The 15762-nt window shown below is 44.5% G+C and carries 14 protein-coding genes; 5 read left to right on the top strand and 9 right to left on the bottom strand.

Annotated features, from left to right (window positions below; translation table 11 throughout):
* Positions 1 to 311 precede the first annotated feature (311 nt).
* Entirely contained in the window at positions 312 to 2099 is a 1788-nt protein-coding gene (locus K5620_RS04555; protein WP_221077450.1) for a putative bifunctional diguanylate cyclase/phosphodiesterase, read from the top strand.
* Here the strand turns inward: K5620_RS04555 and K5620_RS04550 are convergent.
* The 3 genes from K5620_RS04550 to K5620_RS04540 form a co-directional block, all read right to left on the bottom strand.
* Positions 2096 to 4402: an FdhF/YdeP family oxidoreductase gene (locus K5620_RS04550; protein WP_016400423.1), complete on the bottom strand. Its 2307-nt coding sequence runs from the start codon at positions 4400 to 4402 to the stop codon at positions 2096 to 2098. The two genes, K5620_RS04555 and K5620_RS04550, sit on opposite strands and share 4 nt — an antisense overlap.
* The gene (locus tag K5620_RS04545; RefSeq protein WP_016400424.1) at positions 4392 to 5336 is read right to left on the bottom strand and encodes a formate dehydrogenase accessory sulfurtransferase FdhD; all 945 of its coding nucleotides are present in this window, start codon (positions 5334 to 5336) and stop codon (positions 4392 to 4394) included. Before K5620_RS04545 ends, K5620_RS04550 begins: the two co-directional genes overlap by 11 nt.
* A gap of 117 nt (positions 5337 to 5453) precedes the next feature.
* The gene (locus tag K5620_RS04540; RefSeq protein ID WP_016400425.1) at positions 5454 to 5819 is read right to left on the bottom strand and encodes a 5-carboxymethyl-2-hydroxymuconate Delta-isomerase; all 366 of its coding nucleotides are present in this window, start codon (positions 5817 to 5819) and stop codon (positions 5454 to 5456) included.
* Between the two features lie 191 nt (positions 5820 to 6010).
* Here K5620_RS04540 and K5620_RS04535 point away from each other — a divergent pair, with 191 nt between their 5' ends.
* Positions 6011 to 6964, top strand: a complete 954-nt coding sequence (locus K5620_RS04535) for a response regulator (protein ID WP_016400426.1) — start codon at positions 6011 to 6013, stop codon at positions 6962 to 6964.
* A 112-nt stretch (positions 6965 to 7076) separates the two neighbouring features.
* Here the strand turns inward: K5620_RS04535 and K5620_RS04530 are convergent, their stop codons facing one another.
* The gene (locus K5620_RS04530) at positions 7077 to 7733 is read right to left on the bottom strand and encodes a carbohydrate binding domain-containing protein (RefSeq protein WP_215426339.1); all 657 of its coding nucleotides are present in this window, start codon (positions 7731 to 7733) and stop codon (positions 7077 to 7079) included.
* Positions 7734 to 8069: 336 nt separating this feature from the next.
* Between K5620_RS04530 and K5620_RS04525 the strand changes: the two genes are divergently transcribed.
* Both K5620_RS04525 and K5620_RS04520 read left to right on the top strand, forming a co-directional pair.
* Complete coding sequence (locus K5620_RS04525; protein ID WP_016400428.1) at positions 8070 to 9299, top strand: ABC1 kinase family protein; 1230 nt, start codon at positions 8070 to 8072, stop codon at positions 9297 to 9299.
* A complete protein-coding gene (locus tag K5620_RS04520; RefSeq protein ID WP_040306835.1) occupies positions 9299 to 9502 on the top strand; it encodes a hypothetical protein in 204 nt (67 codons plus the stop codon). The genes K5620_RS04525 and K5620_RS04520 overlap by 1 nt, the downstream gene beginning before the upstream one ends.
* Positions 9503 to 9699: 197 nt before the next feature.
* Here the strand turns inward: K5620_RS04520 and K5620_RS04515 are convergent, their stop codons facing one another.
* Together K5620_RS04515 and K5620_RS04510 are read right to left on the bottom strand one after the other, a co-directional pair.
* Entirely contained in the window at positions 9700 to 10605 is a 906-nt protein-coding gene (locus K5620_RS04515; RefSeq protein ID WP_016400430.1) for an endonuclease/exonuclease/phosphatase family protein, read from the bottom strand.
* Between the two features lie 525 nt (positions 10606 to 11130).
* Positions 11131 to 11568 (bottom strand): DUF4399 domain-containing protein, encoded by a 438-nt coding sequence (locus K5620_RS04510; protein ID WP_016400431.1) that lies wholly within the window; start codon positions 11566 to 11568, stop codon positions 11131 to 11133.
* A 243-nt stretch (positions 11569 to 11811) separates the two neighbouring features.
* Here K5620_RS04510 and K5620_RS04505 point away from each other — a divergent pair, with 243 nt between their 5' ends.
* On the top strand, positions 11812 to 12087 hold the full coding sequence (locus tag K5620_RS04505) for a DUF3634 family protein (RefSeq protein ID WP_016400432.1): 276 nt from the start codon (positions 11812 to 11814) through the stop codon (positions 12085 to 12087).
* 13 nt (positions 12088 to 12100) lie between these two features.
* Here the strand turns inward: K5620_RS04505 and K5620_RS04500 are convergent, their stop codons facing one another.
* From K5620_RS04500 to K5620_RS04490, 3 genes are all read right to left on the bottom strand, one after another.
* The gene (locus K5620_RS04500; RefSeq protein WP_016400433.1) at positions 12101 to 13756 is read right to left on the bottom strand and encodes a trypsin-like serine protease; all 1656 of its coding nucleotides are present in this window, start codon (positions 13754 to 13756) and stop codon (positions 12101 to 12103) included.
* A 281-nt stretch (positions 13757 to 14037) separates the two neighbouring features.
* Positions 14038 to 14538 (bottom strand): carbohydrate binding domain-containing protein, encoded by a 501-nt coding sequence (locus K5620_RS04495; protein ID WP_016400434.1) that lies wholly within the window; start codon positions 14536 to 14538, stop codon positions 14038 to 14040.
* A 479-nt stretch (positions 14539 to 15017) separates the two neighbouring features.
* The gene (locus K5620_RS04490; protein ID WP_215426340.1) at positions 15018 to 15710 is read right to left on the bottom strand and encodes a substrate-binding periplasmic protein; all 693 of its coding nucleotides are present in this window, start codon (positions 15708 to 15710) and stop codon (positions 15018 to 15020) included.
* Positions 15711 to 15762: the final 52 nt, after the last annotated feature.

The raw sequence follows: 15762 nt of genomic DNA, 5'->3' as shown, positions 1-15762 counted from the left end.
TTAGCTATGCTTTTATTGCAAGCAACTAACTCTTCTGATTTTGCTGCAATACTAAGCAAAAGCGTAAGCTGTTAACGCTCACTCAAAGCAATGATACCGATCAATCGAGCTAGTGCACTCATCGAGGTTTAAGCAGAGAAATTCTTATCAATAACAATGAATTAAAACAGAGCAACGAAAGAGATAGAGCCAACCTGTTATACGACAACGCATTTTCTGGCATTGTAATCTCGATCATCGCGTCCAGCTTTTTAGTTTTTGCCTTCAATATTAGTGGCACTCAGCAGTTTAAACACGCCTGGTGGGTAGTAATGACAAGTTTATTACTTATCCGATTGCTGGATTGGCGAGTATGGAAACACCGCGAACAGCATAAGGCTTTTAACGGTAGAAAAGCCATTCGGCGTTTCATATTAGGCGCAAACATTACCGCTATAATGTGGTCGGTTTACATTCTCAAAGTTATTTCTAATCCACTAAGTGGTGATATCGATTTAAGCACTCACATTATTATTATTTCGGCCATGGCCGGCGGCTCTGCCACAGTGCTGGCTGGGCACAAATACACCGCCATGGCTTATGCCTTTATTTTGCTAGCTCCGCCCTCTGTAGGCCTAATGTTCTCTGGTATCTACGAGCGCCAAATGCTGGGTATTCTGGGAGTGTTATTTGGCATTGTGATGGTGGTGATTGCTAAAAAAAATGCCGAGTTTACCGCCCAAGCGGTGTTACTAAAAAACCAAAACGCAGTGCTGGTTCATCACATGGAAGAAAAAGTAGAGAGGCGTACCCACACCATTTATGAGCTGTCTAACCTAGACCCCCTCACCGGTTTATTTAATCGCACTGCCTTTTTGCAGCACTTAAAGCTTCGCCTACTAGAAGCCAAACAACAGCAACAGTCGTTAGCGGTTTTGTTTATCGACTTAGATGGCTTTAAAAAGATTAACGATGCTATTGGCCACGATACTGGCGACCAAGTATTGAATAATACTGCGCAGCGCCTAAAACACCTTTGTCATAATCATCAACTGCTGTGCCGCTGGGGTGGTGATGAGTTTTTACTTGCTATAGAAGATTGCGATGAATCACTCGCGATAAGCCGCTCAGAAGAGATTATTCAAACCCTATCTGCAGCATATACCTTTGCCAATAATCGTTTGTCAGTTGGTGCTACGGTGGGCATCGCGCTTTATCCGCAGCATTCACAAAATGAGCACAGCCTAATTCGTCTTGCCGATACCGCAATGTACGCCCAGAAAAAACGGTTGCCCTCTACGGTTGGCGTTTTTTCTGACCAACTAGAAAAACAAATTCACCGCGAATTACTGTTAAAAGATGGTTTAAGCCAAGCAGTAGAAAAGGATCAGCTGCATTTGGTCTACCAACCGATCATAGACGCTAATGATTGCCAAATAGTCTCCTTTGAGGCTCTGCTGCGCTGGCGCTTGAATGATGAGATGATCCCGCCCGATGAGTTCATCAGCATTGCCGAGCAATATGGTTTAATCCGAAAAATTGGCCAATGGGTATTGGAGCAAGCTTGCCAAACCGCCAGCACTTGGGCGCAGCGCCACCCCATCGCCATTTGCGTAAATGTATCGGTAGCTCAATTAGAAGATGATGACTTTGTAGACATTGTGGAAGCCGCTCTACAAAGCAGTCAGTTAGCACCGGAGTTTCTGCACATCGAAATGACCGAATCGGTATTTACCAGCGACATTGGTTTATTGGCCGAGCAAATTAAAGCGCTGCAAGACAAAGGGGTAAAAGTATCGATTGACGATTTTGGTACTGGTTATTCTTCGCTATCCATCATGCAAGATTTAGCGGTAAATATTGTTAAAATCGACCGCTCTTTTGTGGAGCGTATTGATACCAATGGCTATGCGATTATTACTGCAGTGATGCACATGGCCAGAGCCTTAAACTACTCGGTAGTGGCTGAAGGCATAGAAACCCAAAGCCAAATGAATACGCTGCGAAGCCTTGGAGTGGATTACCTGCAAGGCTACTACTTTGCTAAACCCTTGCCTATTGACCAAGTTGAACAACTAATTAGCGCTGAGCAAGCCCCAAAATTATTGGCAGAGTCTTAAGCAGACCTAGTATCAATTGAAGATTGATTAGATGCACTTAGCACAATGGCGACCGATTTAGAGGTTGGCGTATCACTAAAATCCCCTTTGCTAGCTAACGGCACCAAAGGGTTTGCCTCGGGAAAATAAGCCGCGGCATTGCCCTGAGGAATATCATAGGCAATCAACTTAAAGCCACTCACCTTACGCTCTACTGTATCAGGCCAGAGCGTTTCTATATCCACCAATGCGCCTTCTGTAAAACCTAAAGCTTGAATGTCTTTAGGGTTAATCAGTAGTACTTTACGTTCGTTATAAATGCCACGATAACGATCTTCAAAACCATAAATGGTGGTGTTGTATTGGTCATGCGACCGCAAAGTTTGCAACACCAATACTTGGTCTTCACTTAATGCACGCACTTCGGCGGGTAAAACATCATCTGGCAGAGGATGACTAATAAACTGGGCTTTGGCAGTCGCGGTATTCCACTCTCTACGCCGCGCACTGTTACCTAGGTAGAAACCACCTGGCTGCTGTATTCGTTGATTAAAGTGCTCAAAACCTGGAATGGTCTGCTCGATATAGTCACGAATCTTGTCATAGTCTTGCACGCAAGCTAGCCAGTCGATAGGCGATGCCCCTAATACCGCGTTAGCAATGCCGGCAATAATCGCCGGCTCAGAGCGCATATCATCGGCACTTTCATCTACCAAGCCGGCAGAGGCATGCACCATAGAGAATGAGTCTTCAACAGTTACTTTTTGTGGCCCCGCAGCCTGCATGTCGACATCGGTGCGGCCAAGGCAAGGTAAAATAAGTGAGTATTTCCCCGGTGTTACGTGGGTACGATTAAGCTTGGTGGCAATGCTTACAGTAAGTTCACAGTTTGCTAACGCTTGCTCGCTTAGGCCGGTATCTGGCGCTGCAGCCACCAAATTACCGCCTAAGCCAATAAATACTTTGCTCTGGCCCTTTAACATCGCTTCGATGGCCTGCACAACGTTGTGACCGGGTTTGCTTGGTGGGGCAAAGCCAAACACATCCTCAATGCTTTTCAAAAATGCTGCGTTAGGTTTTTCGTTAATGCCCATGGTCCGGTCACCTTGCACATTTGAATGACCACGCACCGGGCAGACACCAGCCCCCTCTTTACCTATTTGGCCAAACAATAACTGCAAGTTAGTGATTTCGTTTATCGTTGCCACCGAGTGTTTATGCTGGGTAATTCCCATGGCCCAAGCGATAATGACTCGCTCCGACTGCTGATAAATATCAGCAACACTTTCTAGCTGTGCTTGGCTAAGCCCTGATTGCTTTTCAATATGCTGCCAAGAGCTTTGTTCCACCTCAATTAAGTATGCTTCTAATCCTTGCGAATGCTGTTCAATAAACGCTTGGTTAAATACGCTATCACCATGGCGTAAAGCTTGTTGATGACGCTCTAACAGTATTTTTACTATGCCACGAACGGCCGCCATATCGCCGCCAAGTTTTGGCGTAAAATAGTGACTCGTTGTTGGGCTGGCAGCTCCACCCAGCATTTCTACCGGCTTTTGAGGATTAGCAAAGCGCTCTAAACCGCGCTCTTTAAGATTATTAAAGGCCACCACTTTTGCACCACGTTGCGTGGCGTGAGCTAAGGTTTCGAGCATTCTAGGATGGTTAGTGCCGGGGTTTTGCCCAAACAAAAAGATCGCATCGGCCAGCTCAAAGTCTTCAATGGTAACCGTGCCCTTGCCTATGCCAATACTGGCAGTAAGCGCATGACCACTGGCTTCGTGGCACATATTGGAACAATCAGGAAAATTGTTGGTGCCATAACGGCGTACAAACAACTGATACAAAAATGCCGCTTCGTTGCTAGCTCGCCCAGAGGTATAGAATTCGGCTTGGTCGGGGCTAACTAACTGATGTAAGTGCTCGGCTATCAACTTAAAGGCATCATCCCAAGAGATGGCTTGATAATGGTCACTGCCCGGCGCAAAAACCACTGGCTCGGCTAGGCGCCCTTGGTACTCCAAAAAATAATCACTCTGCTTGGCTAACCACTGCACCGAGTGCTGGGCGAAAAAGCTAGCATCAACCCGCTTGGAAGACGCTTCCCAATTAACTGCTTTTGCGCCATTTTCACAAAAGCGAAAAGTGGCTTTGTGTTCCTTTTCACCCCACGCACAACCGGGGCAGTCAAAGCCATGGTCTTGATTGGTATTGAGCAAATTCTTGAGATTTTTAGCGACGTTTTCGCTTTTTACGAGATGCTTCGCAGTGCTAGCTAAGGCAGCCCAACCTCCGGCAGCACCCTGATAAGGTTTATGACTCATACTGGGACCCACCCTCTTTACTTATTCGCCATGGGGCGTGATAAACATTAAATTGGCTGTCTTTAGTAAAGCCAATTAAGGTGATATTAAATTGTTTTGCTACCGATAATGCCAAGCTAGAAGGAGCTCCAACCGCGACCACTACCGGTATATTGGCAATCAGCGCTTTTTGCATTAACTCAAAACTCACTCGACCACTTAATACCAAAACGCTGCGTACCGCCTGTTGAGACTCCAACAGCAATTGGCCTAACGCTTTATCTAAAGCATTGTGCCTACCGATATCTTCGGCAACACTAAGGAACTTGCCATCAGCCCAAACACCGACACCATGCACCGCACCACTTTGCTTAAACAAGGGTTGATGTTCTTGCAGCAAGCTAGGCAACTGATAAATAAGCGATGCGGCTAGCCACTCTTCTTGCATGTTTAATTCAGGCTGCTGGTTTAAAGCCAAGGCCTTAACAGAGCTCGCGCCACACAAACCACAACTCGAATAGCTGGCAAAATTACGCTCTAGTGCCGCCCAGTCAAATTGTCGTTGCCGATTGAGTTGTATCTCTAGGTGATTGTAATCTTCAACTTGCTCAGCCGTAGCCCCTTGAGCAAAGCGAATATCGTCGATGTCGTTTAGTGACTCTATAATATTTTGGCTTTGCAAAAAGCCTAGAACCAAGGCCACGTCGTTACCAGGTGTGCGCATGGTAAGACTAAGTGGCCGCAGCTGATATTGATTGGTGCGTTGGCAAAACCATTGCAAAGAAAGCTGCAAAGGCTCTTCTATCGCTAAACAATCATGCTGAACTTGCGAGGAATACGCAGTTTGAGCAGAAAAGCGCTGAATACCTGTCTGCAAGCTAGCCTTTGCAGTAGCGCTAAGTTCTTGCACTACTGCTAATCCAAGATTCGAATGTTGCTGCTTAGGCTTTAGCATTTCGCTCCTACTTAAAGGGGTAATACCAATCTCGGCAGTTATTGCCGAATATTCAGCCTAATCAAAAGCCTGGCGCAAGGCCAGAACTTTGCTTATAGATGTTCCAAACTGTGCTGTTTACACCGCCTCACTCAAGGTCGTTAAACTTGCACGATTAGCATAGGCTTGAACGGCGATATCACGTACTTCCACTGAAATCATGTCAACACTGGGCAATAATTCACATACAGCGCGAGCAATATCAGTGGCTAAGGCTTTCTTTTGTAGCTCACTACGGCCACTTAGAATTTGCACTTCGGTATGTACATAAGGGGCTCGCTTACCACCTACTCGATAGTGGTTGGCTAACACTAAGCGCGCTTTTACATCACCAGGTGAAAACAGGCCACTAGCATCGGCCGCATCGTGTACCGCTTCCACCAAAACATCAAAATTGACTATGCGGGCTAAATCAGCAGGGCATTCTATTACGCAGTGTGGCATGGGGATTCCTTAATCTGTGTTGTATTCCATTAACTCAATCCTCGCCATTATTGGTCAGGGATCGCACATTTGATCAGACTGCTTGAATCGCTATAGCTTCTTGCCTAGAGTGGTTTCTCGCAATCAAAGATATGACAAATACTCTAGGAAGAGTAAGCCAATTCAGCTTAAGTCTATTAAAAAGGAAAATTATGACAGTAGAAACCATTCATAAAATTATTCTTCATCCTTTCATCCAAGAATCTTTACAGAGCCTTAAGCTAATGACCGGCCTTGATGGCCGCGCCGATGAATCATTTATCGATAATGTTGAAGACTTCCGCTTTAAAGGTTATGCAGTTTGTTCTGACATGCAAGGCCAGCTAGATGGCGTGGTGCTCATGCACCACTATCAAGAAACCGCCGTAGCAATTGGCCAAGCAGTGCAACAATCCTTAGTAGGAGAAGCAAGTAGCAGCGAAAGCTTAGATGACGACCTAGTTGCAGCACTTGAAGAATGGGGCAATACCATTGTGGGTCGGGCTACCCATATTCTACAAAAACACAACTTGGGCTTTGAGTTTGCCAGCCCCCATGTTGCTCTTGATTTAGCTGACATGAGCCGTTACTTAGAAGGCGTACAGCAAATTGTTACTGTGCCAGTGCATGTAGAAGGTGTTGGCCGCTATTACTTCAACTTGTTAGTACGCGAACTTAATCAACAAAACGACTACGAAGAAGCGGTTTTCAATTCTGACGCTTGTATTGTTGCTCCACCTACCACCGGTGAAACCTTAGCTAAAGATGCGCTAATTATGACAGTGGATGACAGCCCATTGATCCGCAAAGCCATGAAACGCATTCTTGCTGGCATTGGTTATAACAACGTTATTGAAGCAGATGACGGCGACAGTGCAGTAGCTGCATTAACCGAGCATAAACCCGAATTTGTGTTTATGGATGTGGTAATGAATCGCTTGAATGGCGACAAAGCACTGGGCCAAATGCGCCAGCTGGATAAACAAACACCCATCGTAATGCTCTCTTCGGTCACCGACAGCAATGTGGTTGACGCCTGCCAAGAGCAAGGCATTCAAGGGTTTATTTTCAAACCGTTAAATGCCGCAACCGGTGGTGAGTTACTGCAAGCCTACCTAAAGCGTTAATGCTTTAACCACTTAGCTAATCAATAAAAGGGGAGACATTAGTCTCCCCTTCATTGTTGTTCCCGCCAATAGTCAATGCACTAGCCACTGATTAAATACAGCGAAGCTCGGTTTAAGATTGCTTAGGTTTTCTGGTGACAATAAGCAGCGCCAAGGCAAAAATGAACAGCACAATTGTCACTGGCTCTGATACTGAAAAAGCCGCAGCGCTAAAACCACTAAGCGGAATAACTTCTACATATACATTGTCGATAAGGTTACCCAACGAACCATTTACCATAGAGTCGAAACGGATCCGTGATAAGGAATCGCTTGCAACAAAGTCACCAGAAAAGTTTCGCCAAGAGCTGGCGTCATGATCATCAATAACTTGCTTAAAAACCTCGCTGCCACTGCTATCTTGAATACTCACAGTAAAGCCCTCTGGCTTGTTAGTACGTGCACGATAGTCCAAACCAAAACGATATTTCGCTCCAGCTTCAGTTATAAAATCTTGGTAAATATGATACTTACCGGGTTGGCAAGCCTTTTTGCCTTTGCCAGAACAGTGTGCGTTTAGCTCAATAAACTGTTGCCCATGCGCTGCTTGAATATTAAACAAGTTATCCCAAATTTCGATATTGTGTCCCTGCCAACCAACTACATCCTCGCTGGCAAAAAAACTCCAGCCGCCATAACGAACATCATTTTTTTCAAAACTGCCATTGCTAATAATTCCAGCTTGGCTTACCAAGGGTAAGCAGCATATAAACATCAATAGGGTTCTCATAAAGCCTCTCTTGCAAATTGCAAATAACACCATTTGATTGGGATACAGCAAGCAGCGAGCCAAGTCATAAAAATCAACATAAGACATTGAATAGTAATGACTTAACAAATTGTGAGTGCATTAGGAAATTGAAAAGGCAGCTAAATAACAACGTGGAATCAAAACGATAGATATAGATCCATAACCACCTTTTCGACGTAAACTTAAGCAGAAACCTACCATTAGGGATAAAGCATTATCAGCCACTCAGATAACAATAGAGCCTCTAAAGTACCCAGCTCGCGCATTGCCCGCTTAGGAAAACTAGGGTCATTAGCCTCGCGTGTAGCAGGAGGTATGCTGGTAGAAGGCGCCGCCCAATTAGCAGCAGGCAAGCGCCCAAAACTAAATGAAATACTACTTACCCCCAACAATGTAAAACGGGTGGCCGATCAGCTGGCAAAACTTCGTGGTGCAGCCATGAAGGTAGGCCAACTTATGTCGATGGATGCTGGAGAGATGCTTCCTAAAGAAGTGAGTGAGCTGTTAGCGCGTTTGCGCGCAGATGCCGACCCAATGCCAATTGGTCAGCTTAGCCAAGTGTTGCTTAATGAGTGGGGAGAAAACTGGCAGCAACAATTTAAACAGTTTTCTTTACAGCCAATAGCTGCAGCTTCTATTGGACAAGTACACAGCGCTTACTTATCCGAACAACAAAGAGTCGCGATTAAAATTCAATATCCTGGCGTTAAAGGCAGCATCGACAGTGATGTGGACAACGTTGTAAGCCTGCTCAATATCAGCGGTATATTGCCCAAGCAGTTTGATTACCAGCAAATTCTTCAAGATGCCAAACTACAGCTTCACCAAGAAGCAGATTACCTTCAAGAAGCCGAGTATCTGAGCCAATATCAAGCTAAACTCGCTAAGCATTCAGAATTTGAATTACCAGAGCTATTTGGCCACTTAAGTACCAGTAACATTCTCACCATGAGTCATCATGAAGGAGAAGCGATTGACCAACTACAGCAGCAGCCGCAGGCATTACGTGACCAAGTTATGCATAACTTATTCAAATTGTTGATGATGGAGCTGTTTGAGTTTGGCCTAATGCAAACCGATCCCAACTTTGCCAACTACCTGTATTCAACTCAATCAAATAAAATTGTTTTGTTAGACTTTGGCGCAACTCGGCAAATTCCCCCACACATCAGCCAGGGCTATCGCAAACTTTTAAGTAGCGCATTGGCACAGCCATTTACTCTAGATTTAAGCGCCTTAGAGCAACTCGGTTTTGTTAACTCAAACAGTACCGAGCGCCAAATAGCCACCCTAAACAGTATGCTGCAGATGGTGATACAACCGCTTAAGTACGCTGGCGACTACAACTTTGCAAACTCACCGCTGGCTAAAGAACTACGCGAAGCAGGCATGGCACTTAGTTATGAACATGACTACTGGCACACCCCGCCTATCGACGTGCTGTTAATCCACCGAAAAATTGGAGGCATGTATTTACTGGCAAGCCGACTAAACGCCAAAGTAAACTTACAGCAGTTGTTTGAGCCTTATCGGCTAGAGCACTAATGCTCTTGCGCTTCGGTCCATCATCACAGCCCCATGAGCATGAGCTTGATGAAGCTTATACCCACTGGCAGCTATCCCCTCCAGCCCCTATCGACATGCTGCTAATACACAGAAAAATTGGTGGCATGTATTTACTGGCAAGCCGACTAAACGCCAAAGTAAACTTACAGCAGTTGTTTGAGCCTTATCGGCTAGAGCACTAAGCCTTAACGCTCCGGTCAATAATCACAGCCTAATAGACATAAGCGTGGTCAAACTCATGCCCACTGGCAGCTATCCCTCCAGCCCCCATCGACGTGCTGTTAATACAGCGAAAAATTGGTGGCATGTATTTACTGGCAAGCCGACTAAACGCCAAAATAAACTTACAACAGCTATTTAAGCCTTATCGGCTAGAGCATTAAGCCCTTGCGCTCAGTTCAATCATTACCGCTGCGTGGTCACTGGCTTGGCTGTCTACAGAGTAATCTGCGTGGGTGAGATGGCGGTCAAAACAGCGATAAGCCACTACCTCTGCCAACTGCTGTTGATAATCAGGAGAAAACTCTCCAGATAGCAAAATGTAATCTAATACACTACCTTGTCCGCCCCAATAATGCGTTGCGGAACGTGGCTGGTCAGTTTGGCTTAAGGTGAAACTGTCATGCATTCGCCAGTGTTGTTCAATTTCATCATGCTGCACTAAAGGCAAGTCGAATACATGGCTAAGAGCACCTTGAGATAGGTCATCATTAAAGTCTCCCAGCATCATTACTGCCTCGAGCTTATTTTTACGACAACTTAAGATATCCTGCATCAATAGACTTACTTCCTGTGCTCGCAAGGTATCGGACTGCCAGCGGCCCATGTATTCATCAATATCACTAGGCTCACCCACTAGGTCTTCATCTAAGATCGGCCGCTTGGATTTGAGATGAACCACATAAGCTTTAATCCAGCCTACTTCTGGCAACTTAACTTTTGCAATTAAAGGAGCACGACTAAAAGTATTCAAGTGATTCGGATTATAAAGGCTGCCACTACGAAGCGGATACTTGCTAGCCAGCGCTAAACCCGGTTTGCGGTAAACATAGCTAGACTCGTCGAGGCTACTGGGTGTAGATAAAAAGTGTGGGTAGCCAAGGCTTTTACATTGCTCAGCCAACGCTTCTGCGCTAAATACTTCCTGAAAAGCCATCACATCAGCATCAGCTAAGGCAATTATTCGACTTAACCAAGCTTGCTTTTGCTGCCATTGTTGTGAGTCCAAAATATTGTCGAACTCATACGCCGCATAGGGAGGAGCTAAGTAATTAAGTAGATTCAAACTGAGAATTTTAATGCTTACTCCTTAGGGTCTGTTGATCTTTGGTGTTGAAATTTTGTTCGAGATAAGCGGGCTTTAATCGCGGCGAGCACTTAGAAGCCTAGTGGGCTAAGTAAGAAGTGCTTAACAAAGAGTAAAGTTCGCATATCCGAACCCTTCGGGCAGCATTTCTTAGCCATTTATTCAGCGTTAGCGAGTGATTATTAAGCCCACTTAACTGCACACTCACTGCCTTACCTAAATGGCTAATTAATTGCTGCAAAAACCATCAGCAAAGATCAACAGCCCCTAGTAAAGCTCCTATTTTATCTAGGGGCAGTTTACCTTTCGCGAAAAGATTTTGTTCGCGAGAAAATCGTTTTAGGCGCGGCAAGGCGGGTGTAGCCTAGCATTCTAGGTAAATACGGCTTAACAAAGCATAAAACAATTTTAGCCGAACCCTTCGAGCAGCATTTGTGGCTGCAAAAATCAGCTCGAAAGATAAGCCACCCAGCACTGTGCTTGATTAACTAATCAGTGACAAGCTTATTTCACGGTTATGGTTATTTTCTCAGATAGAATTGGCGGAGAATGAGGGATGTGGGTCATATCACCTAACAGCAACTGTAAGGTATGTTCACCCGGTGCTAACTCAATAGTGGTTTCGGTTTGTCCGCCACCAAAGTGTATATGTTGAGCATCGGCTGGAACGGGCATATCGAGCGCAGGAAGCTCAGACACATCAATCAGTAGATGATGATGCCCGGTATTAGCCTTATCAATTCCTGCTGGCGCTACGCCCATCCCCTTAAGTCCAAAACTCACCGTAACTGGATTGCTCACCACCGCGCCGTTAGCAGGAGAAATGATGTATACGCTAGCGCCCTCAGGGGCTTTAGTTTGCGCCCAAGTCAGCGGAGCAAAGAGTACTGCTGTAAGTAAAGCTAAATAAACAAATGACTTACCACGTGTTAAATTACCCATATTCATTACCCTAAGTTTTTAACAAGAGAGCTTTAAAGGTAGTAACTAAGCTTTTACTAAGCAATTTAGCTAAGCTGCAAATTCGAGTTAGCCAGAACGAAAGTATTTGATTAATGCGCTAAGCAAACTTCAGGTTTTGTAAAAGTATCTAGCGCGTTCAGTTAAGCTAAATAGCAAATGAGTACGTATTATTTTATGATTAAAAATCTAACTAGATGGGTAAGTTAGCAGTAGTAGGTGAAGATGTTAAAAGCGATCAGTGCACAATTTGTAATTAAAGTAGATGGTATTCGAGTAGAAGTAAGTAAGGGACAAGTACCAGAGTATTTTATTCGAGAAATTAAGCTGGTACAGCGCAGCGCCCAAGCAATTAAAGGCAAAATCTACGGGATGCGCCGAGGTCGTCAAATAAACCTAGAGTGCTCAAAAGAGATTCCCGAGCACATCTTACAGCGCTTACGTAATGTTTGGCGACCTAATCCAACACCGAGTAACGATGGCAGTTTAAAGCGCCGCTAAGCGACGTTCGAAATTACGCTAATTGTTTTCTGCGAAGCCAAGCAAGAGACAGCAGAGCTAAACCGGCAAAGCCAATACTACCTCCACCAGACTCCGCTGCTGGTTGGCTGTTGTTCACCAGCTCGTCTGCCAATTTTGAGGTGAAATCACAATCTATAGAACTAGACTTATTAGCTCCCTCTTCAAACTCTAGTCTCATGATTTGGGTATATAAATGCCTCTCGCTAGGGCTCATTTTTGCACCCACACTGGAGTTAGTATTAACCTGAGTCGTAGTAGCTGCATCAGCTTGATAAGCAATTTTAACCGAGTGAACCCCTTCGGGTATATCGACTGCTAGTTCAGCCTTACAATCTCCACTTAACTGATATTTAGAATGCTCATCAACACTTATGGATAAAGAACCAGTGCCACTATAGCTGCCAAGGAAAACATCCAAAGCCAACTGCCCAGGGCCTTCAATATCGCCTATTAAATACTGGCGCACTTGCTCATTACCAGATTCGAAAGCAATTCCTTCTTCAAGCAAACTGCTCCATTGCTGCAATCCACTAACATTCCACACATCAAACGGAGTATCGTATACAGCTAGCAATTCAGAAGGCATTTGCGGTAATACTAAGAGATCAATAGTGAGGGCTTCATCAGCCAAGCTAAACGTTAGCTCTGCTGCTGCGTGACTAGCTTCGTTAAGCAATACATCCAGCTTCAACTGACAACTCGCACTTGCTTCTAGCACGCTACATTCATTTGTATCAACAATACTGAAGTGCTCAGAGCCCACGTCAAAATCGCTTAGCTCAATTGTCGAATCACTGTTATTTTTCAGGTTTATGCTTAAAGGCTGGCTTTGATATGTATCTTGGATATGCCAGATTTCTTCTTTTGCAAAATCAAGAGGACCAAGCAACTCCAGTTGCGTCGCCTTAATCCAATCCAAGTAGCGGCCTATTCGGGTGAATAACCCCATGTAGTTATAGCCATGCGACACTAAACCAGCATATACCTCCTCACCATCAACAAACACAAATGCAGGCGTTCCACTATCGCCAGGGGCAGGTCCTTTAGTCCGCTTTCCAGAACAGATAAAGTCCTCATCTGCGATGGCATGCGGAATATCCGCAGCAATTTGGTTATTACAGGTATCGATATCTGCTATCGGGGATATAGCCCCTTGCAACTGATAAGCGGGCTGATAGCTTTCATAGGCTGTAGAACCCAAGCCTAGTATTTTTAAGTTTTCTCCTGCTTGTAACTGTAGATTTTCAGCTTCACTAATCAATCGAACCGCTGGATAGTTTTCGGGATAACTTGCCATTTGATAAACAGCAATATCTTTATCATAGCTGCCAGCCACATATTGAGGATGGATAACGCTTTTAGCGAGAGGGTAACAATTATTCTTTGCTGCAGTGCCACTTCCTCCCATACAAGCATAAGCACGTGTTGCAGGAGCAAGAGCTACACAGTGTGCAGCACTTACAATCAAACCCCGGCCGATATAAGCTCCGCCACATTGGTGAGTCTCAAGGCTTCCAAGCCCAGTAAAATATCGCAGCGAAACCACACTTGGCCAATCTTTATCGGCCTCTTGCTCTCCACCAACAACGGCATTTGCACTACCGACAAACAGGCTTAAAATTAGCCCAAACCAAATCCTTATGCTCACTTTCCCATCCTTAGCTTTATAGTTTTTTAGCACCCTACATTTAATAATATAAAACTCAATAAAAGGTTGATGGATTTGTGAACAAGCGAAATCTAAGAAGAACTACCAAAGTAAAAAACTACAGCACTAAAATACATGCTGTAGTTCTTTAAGATTTAACTAATATGGACAAGCAAAAGTCCAGAGAGACCTATTAACCAGTAACATCGATATTTGAAAAGCTAGTTAACGGATTACAAGAAGCGACAAAGTAACTTTAGCTACGCGATACTATAGTCAAACTAATCACGCTTAGGCTTTACTCTAATGCGATCGAAGCGACCTTGCCCACCTTTTCGATAAGCACCAAATATGGTGACTTTATCGCTAATACCGCTGTTGAAATCGACTTCAATTACTTCCCAATCACCATGGTAATCATCGTCGGCATAGGTTTGGATGGAGAACTCTTGAAACTTGTTAATGCGCTTTTGTTCTTCTGTGGCTTCGGTTGTTACAGTCACCCCTATTTTTCCGGAGCCTTTTAAAAATACCGCTAAGGTATATTCGGTATTGGGTCGCACAGTTACTTCTTGCTCAAAACGGCCACTTTCACCGGTTATTTTGGCAGACGATTCATCATCGCGCCCTTGGCCTGAAATCGCGGTTGAACCAGACTTCTTCCAGCCATACCAGCCCTGCTCAAAATCAGGATTAAGCACCAAGACCTTAGCCATAGCGGCTTGGCTAATTACCAGTGAGCATACACACCCACAGAGTATCGATAGTACTCGTTTTAACATGTTCAATTTCCTTATTTTTTGTTTACCGTACTGTCTCTTTTCGATAGCAAACTGCAGCCTGTTATTGGTACTCCTAAGCCGCAAAATAAGTAATCTTATAACACAAATAAATCAGGTTAGTTTTACTCCAATCTTTGTTGGATTAATCCCTGCATTGGCCTTCCCATACCAACATTTGTAATACCAAACTACTTATTGATGATTTTCTCGGGAATTATTGTTTAAAAACAGAGACAAGCGGTGATTTTGTGAGCCAGCTCATACACTTATTACATAACCTGAACTCGGGATAAGGAAGTGACGAGAACTCTGCAAGCCAGTATTTAATCTAGCTCCTTGTTTCTGGCGAGATAATTTTGCTTAGCTCAAGGCGAAGCTGCGCGCCAATAGTTAGCCTATTGCAAGTCGCTTCAACACCGAAATAAGTAGAATTGGCCTAACCTGTTTATTTTCCCGATTTCAGCTTACATGGTAAGCCGTCAGTTGGTCATTGCGGGAACAGGGATCTGTTGAGAGTGATAGTAGTGAGCAATTGTAGAAGTCAATTTTCCAGAGTAATGAAGATAGTTAAGCAAGTGCTCTAGCTTTTCTCGCTGCTGATATAAGCTTGATTGACGGGAGATACCTATATACACCTTGCTATCGTAAGGCACTTCAAACTTAGCAATCTTAAATTTTCCAGCCCACAAGGAAGACTTCAAGGCTTTATGGCGGCCAGTCTCGCCGGCTAAGCATACATCAACGCGTTTTCGTTCAAGCATTTTCAAGCATTCGCTTTGGTTGTTTAGCTTCACTTTATATAGTTTGTGGTCTTGATCGAAGCGCGCGAAATGCTTAGCCCCAAGCTTAATGCCTACCCGCATGGGATAAAGATCTGAATACTGGTTTAAGCTTCGTAGTTCACTTTTACGTATAACGAAATAATGACGAGCAGTGCTTAAGTAAGCGGGCTCTAAGAAGTAGATATCTTGTTCACGCTGCTCAGTTTTAATTAAACCTGCGGTTATGTCCACTTGGCCAAGCTGCAAACTGCGCAAACGCCTAGCAAACGGCAAATAATAATTGACACTTTCCACCCGAGCTTCTTTAACCAACAAGTTCATAATGTCGTGGCTCAGTAGATGTTGCTTTGTTGAATAGGCTACTCGCCAAGTCGCTCTTGACTCAGCCATTGCAGTATTCAGCAACAAGCAAAGCCCAAGCAACAATAAGACCCTCATTAGC

The organism is Agarivorans albus (assembly GCF_019670105.1).
Lineage (GTDB): Bacteria > Pseudomonadota > Gammaproteobacteria > Enterobacterales > Celerinatantimonadaceae > Agarivorans > Agarivorans albus.
Note: the sequence above shows the minus strand (reverse complement) of the source record. Positions and strands in the feature narration are given on the sequence as shown.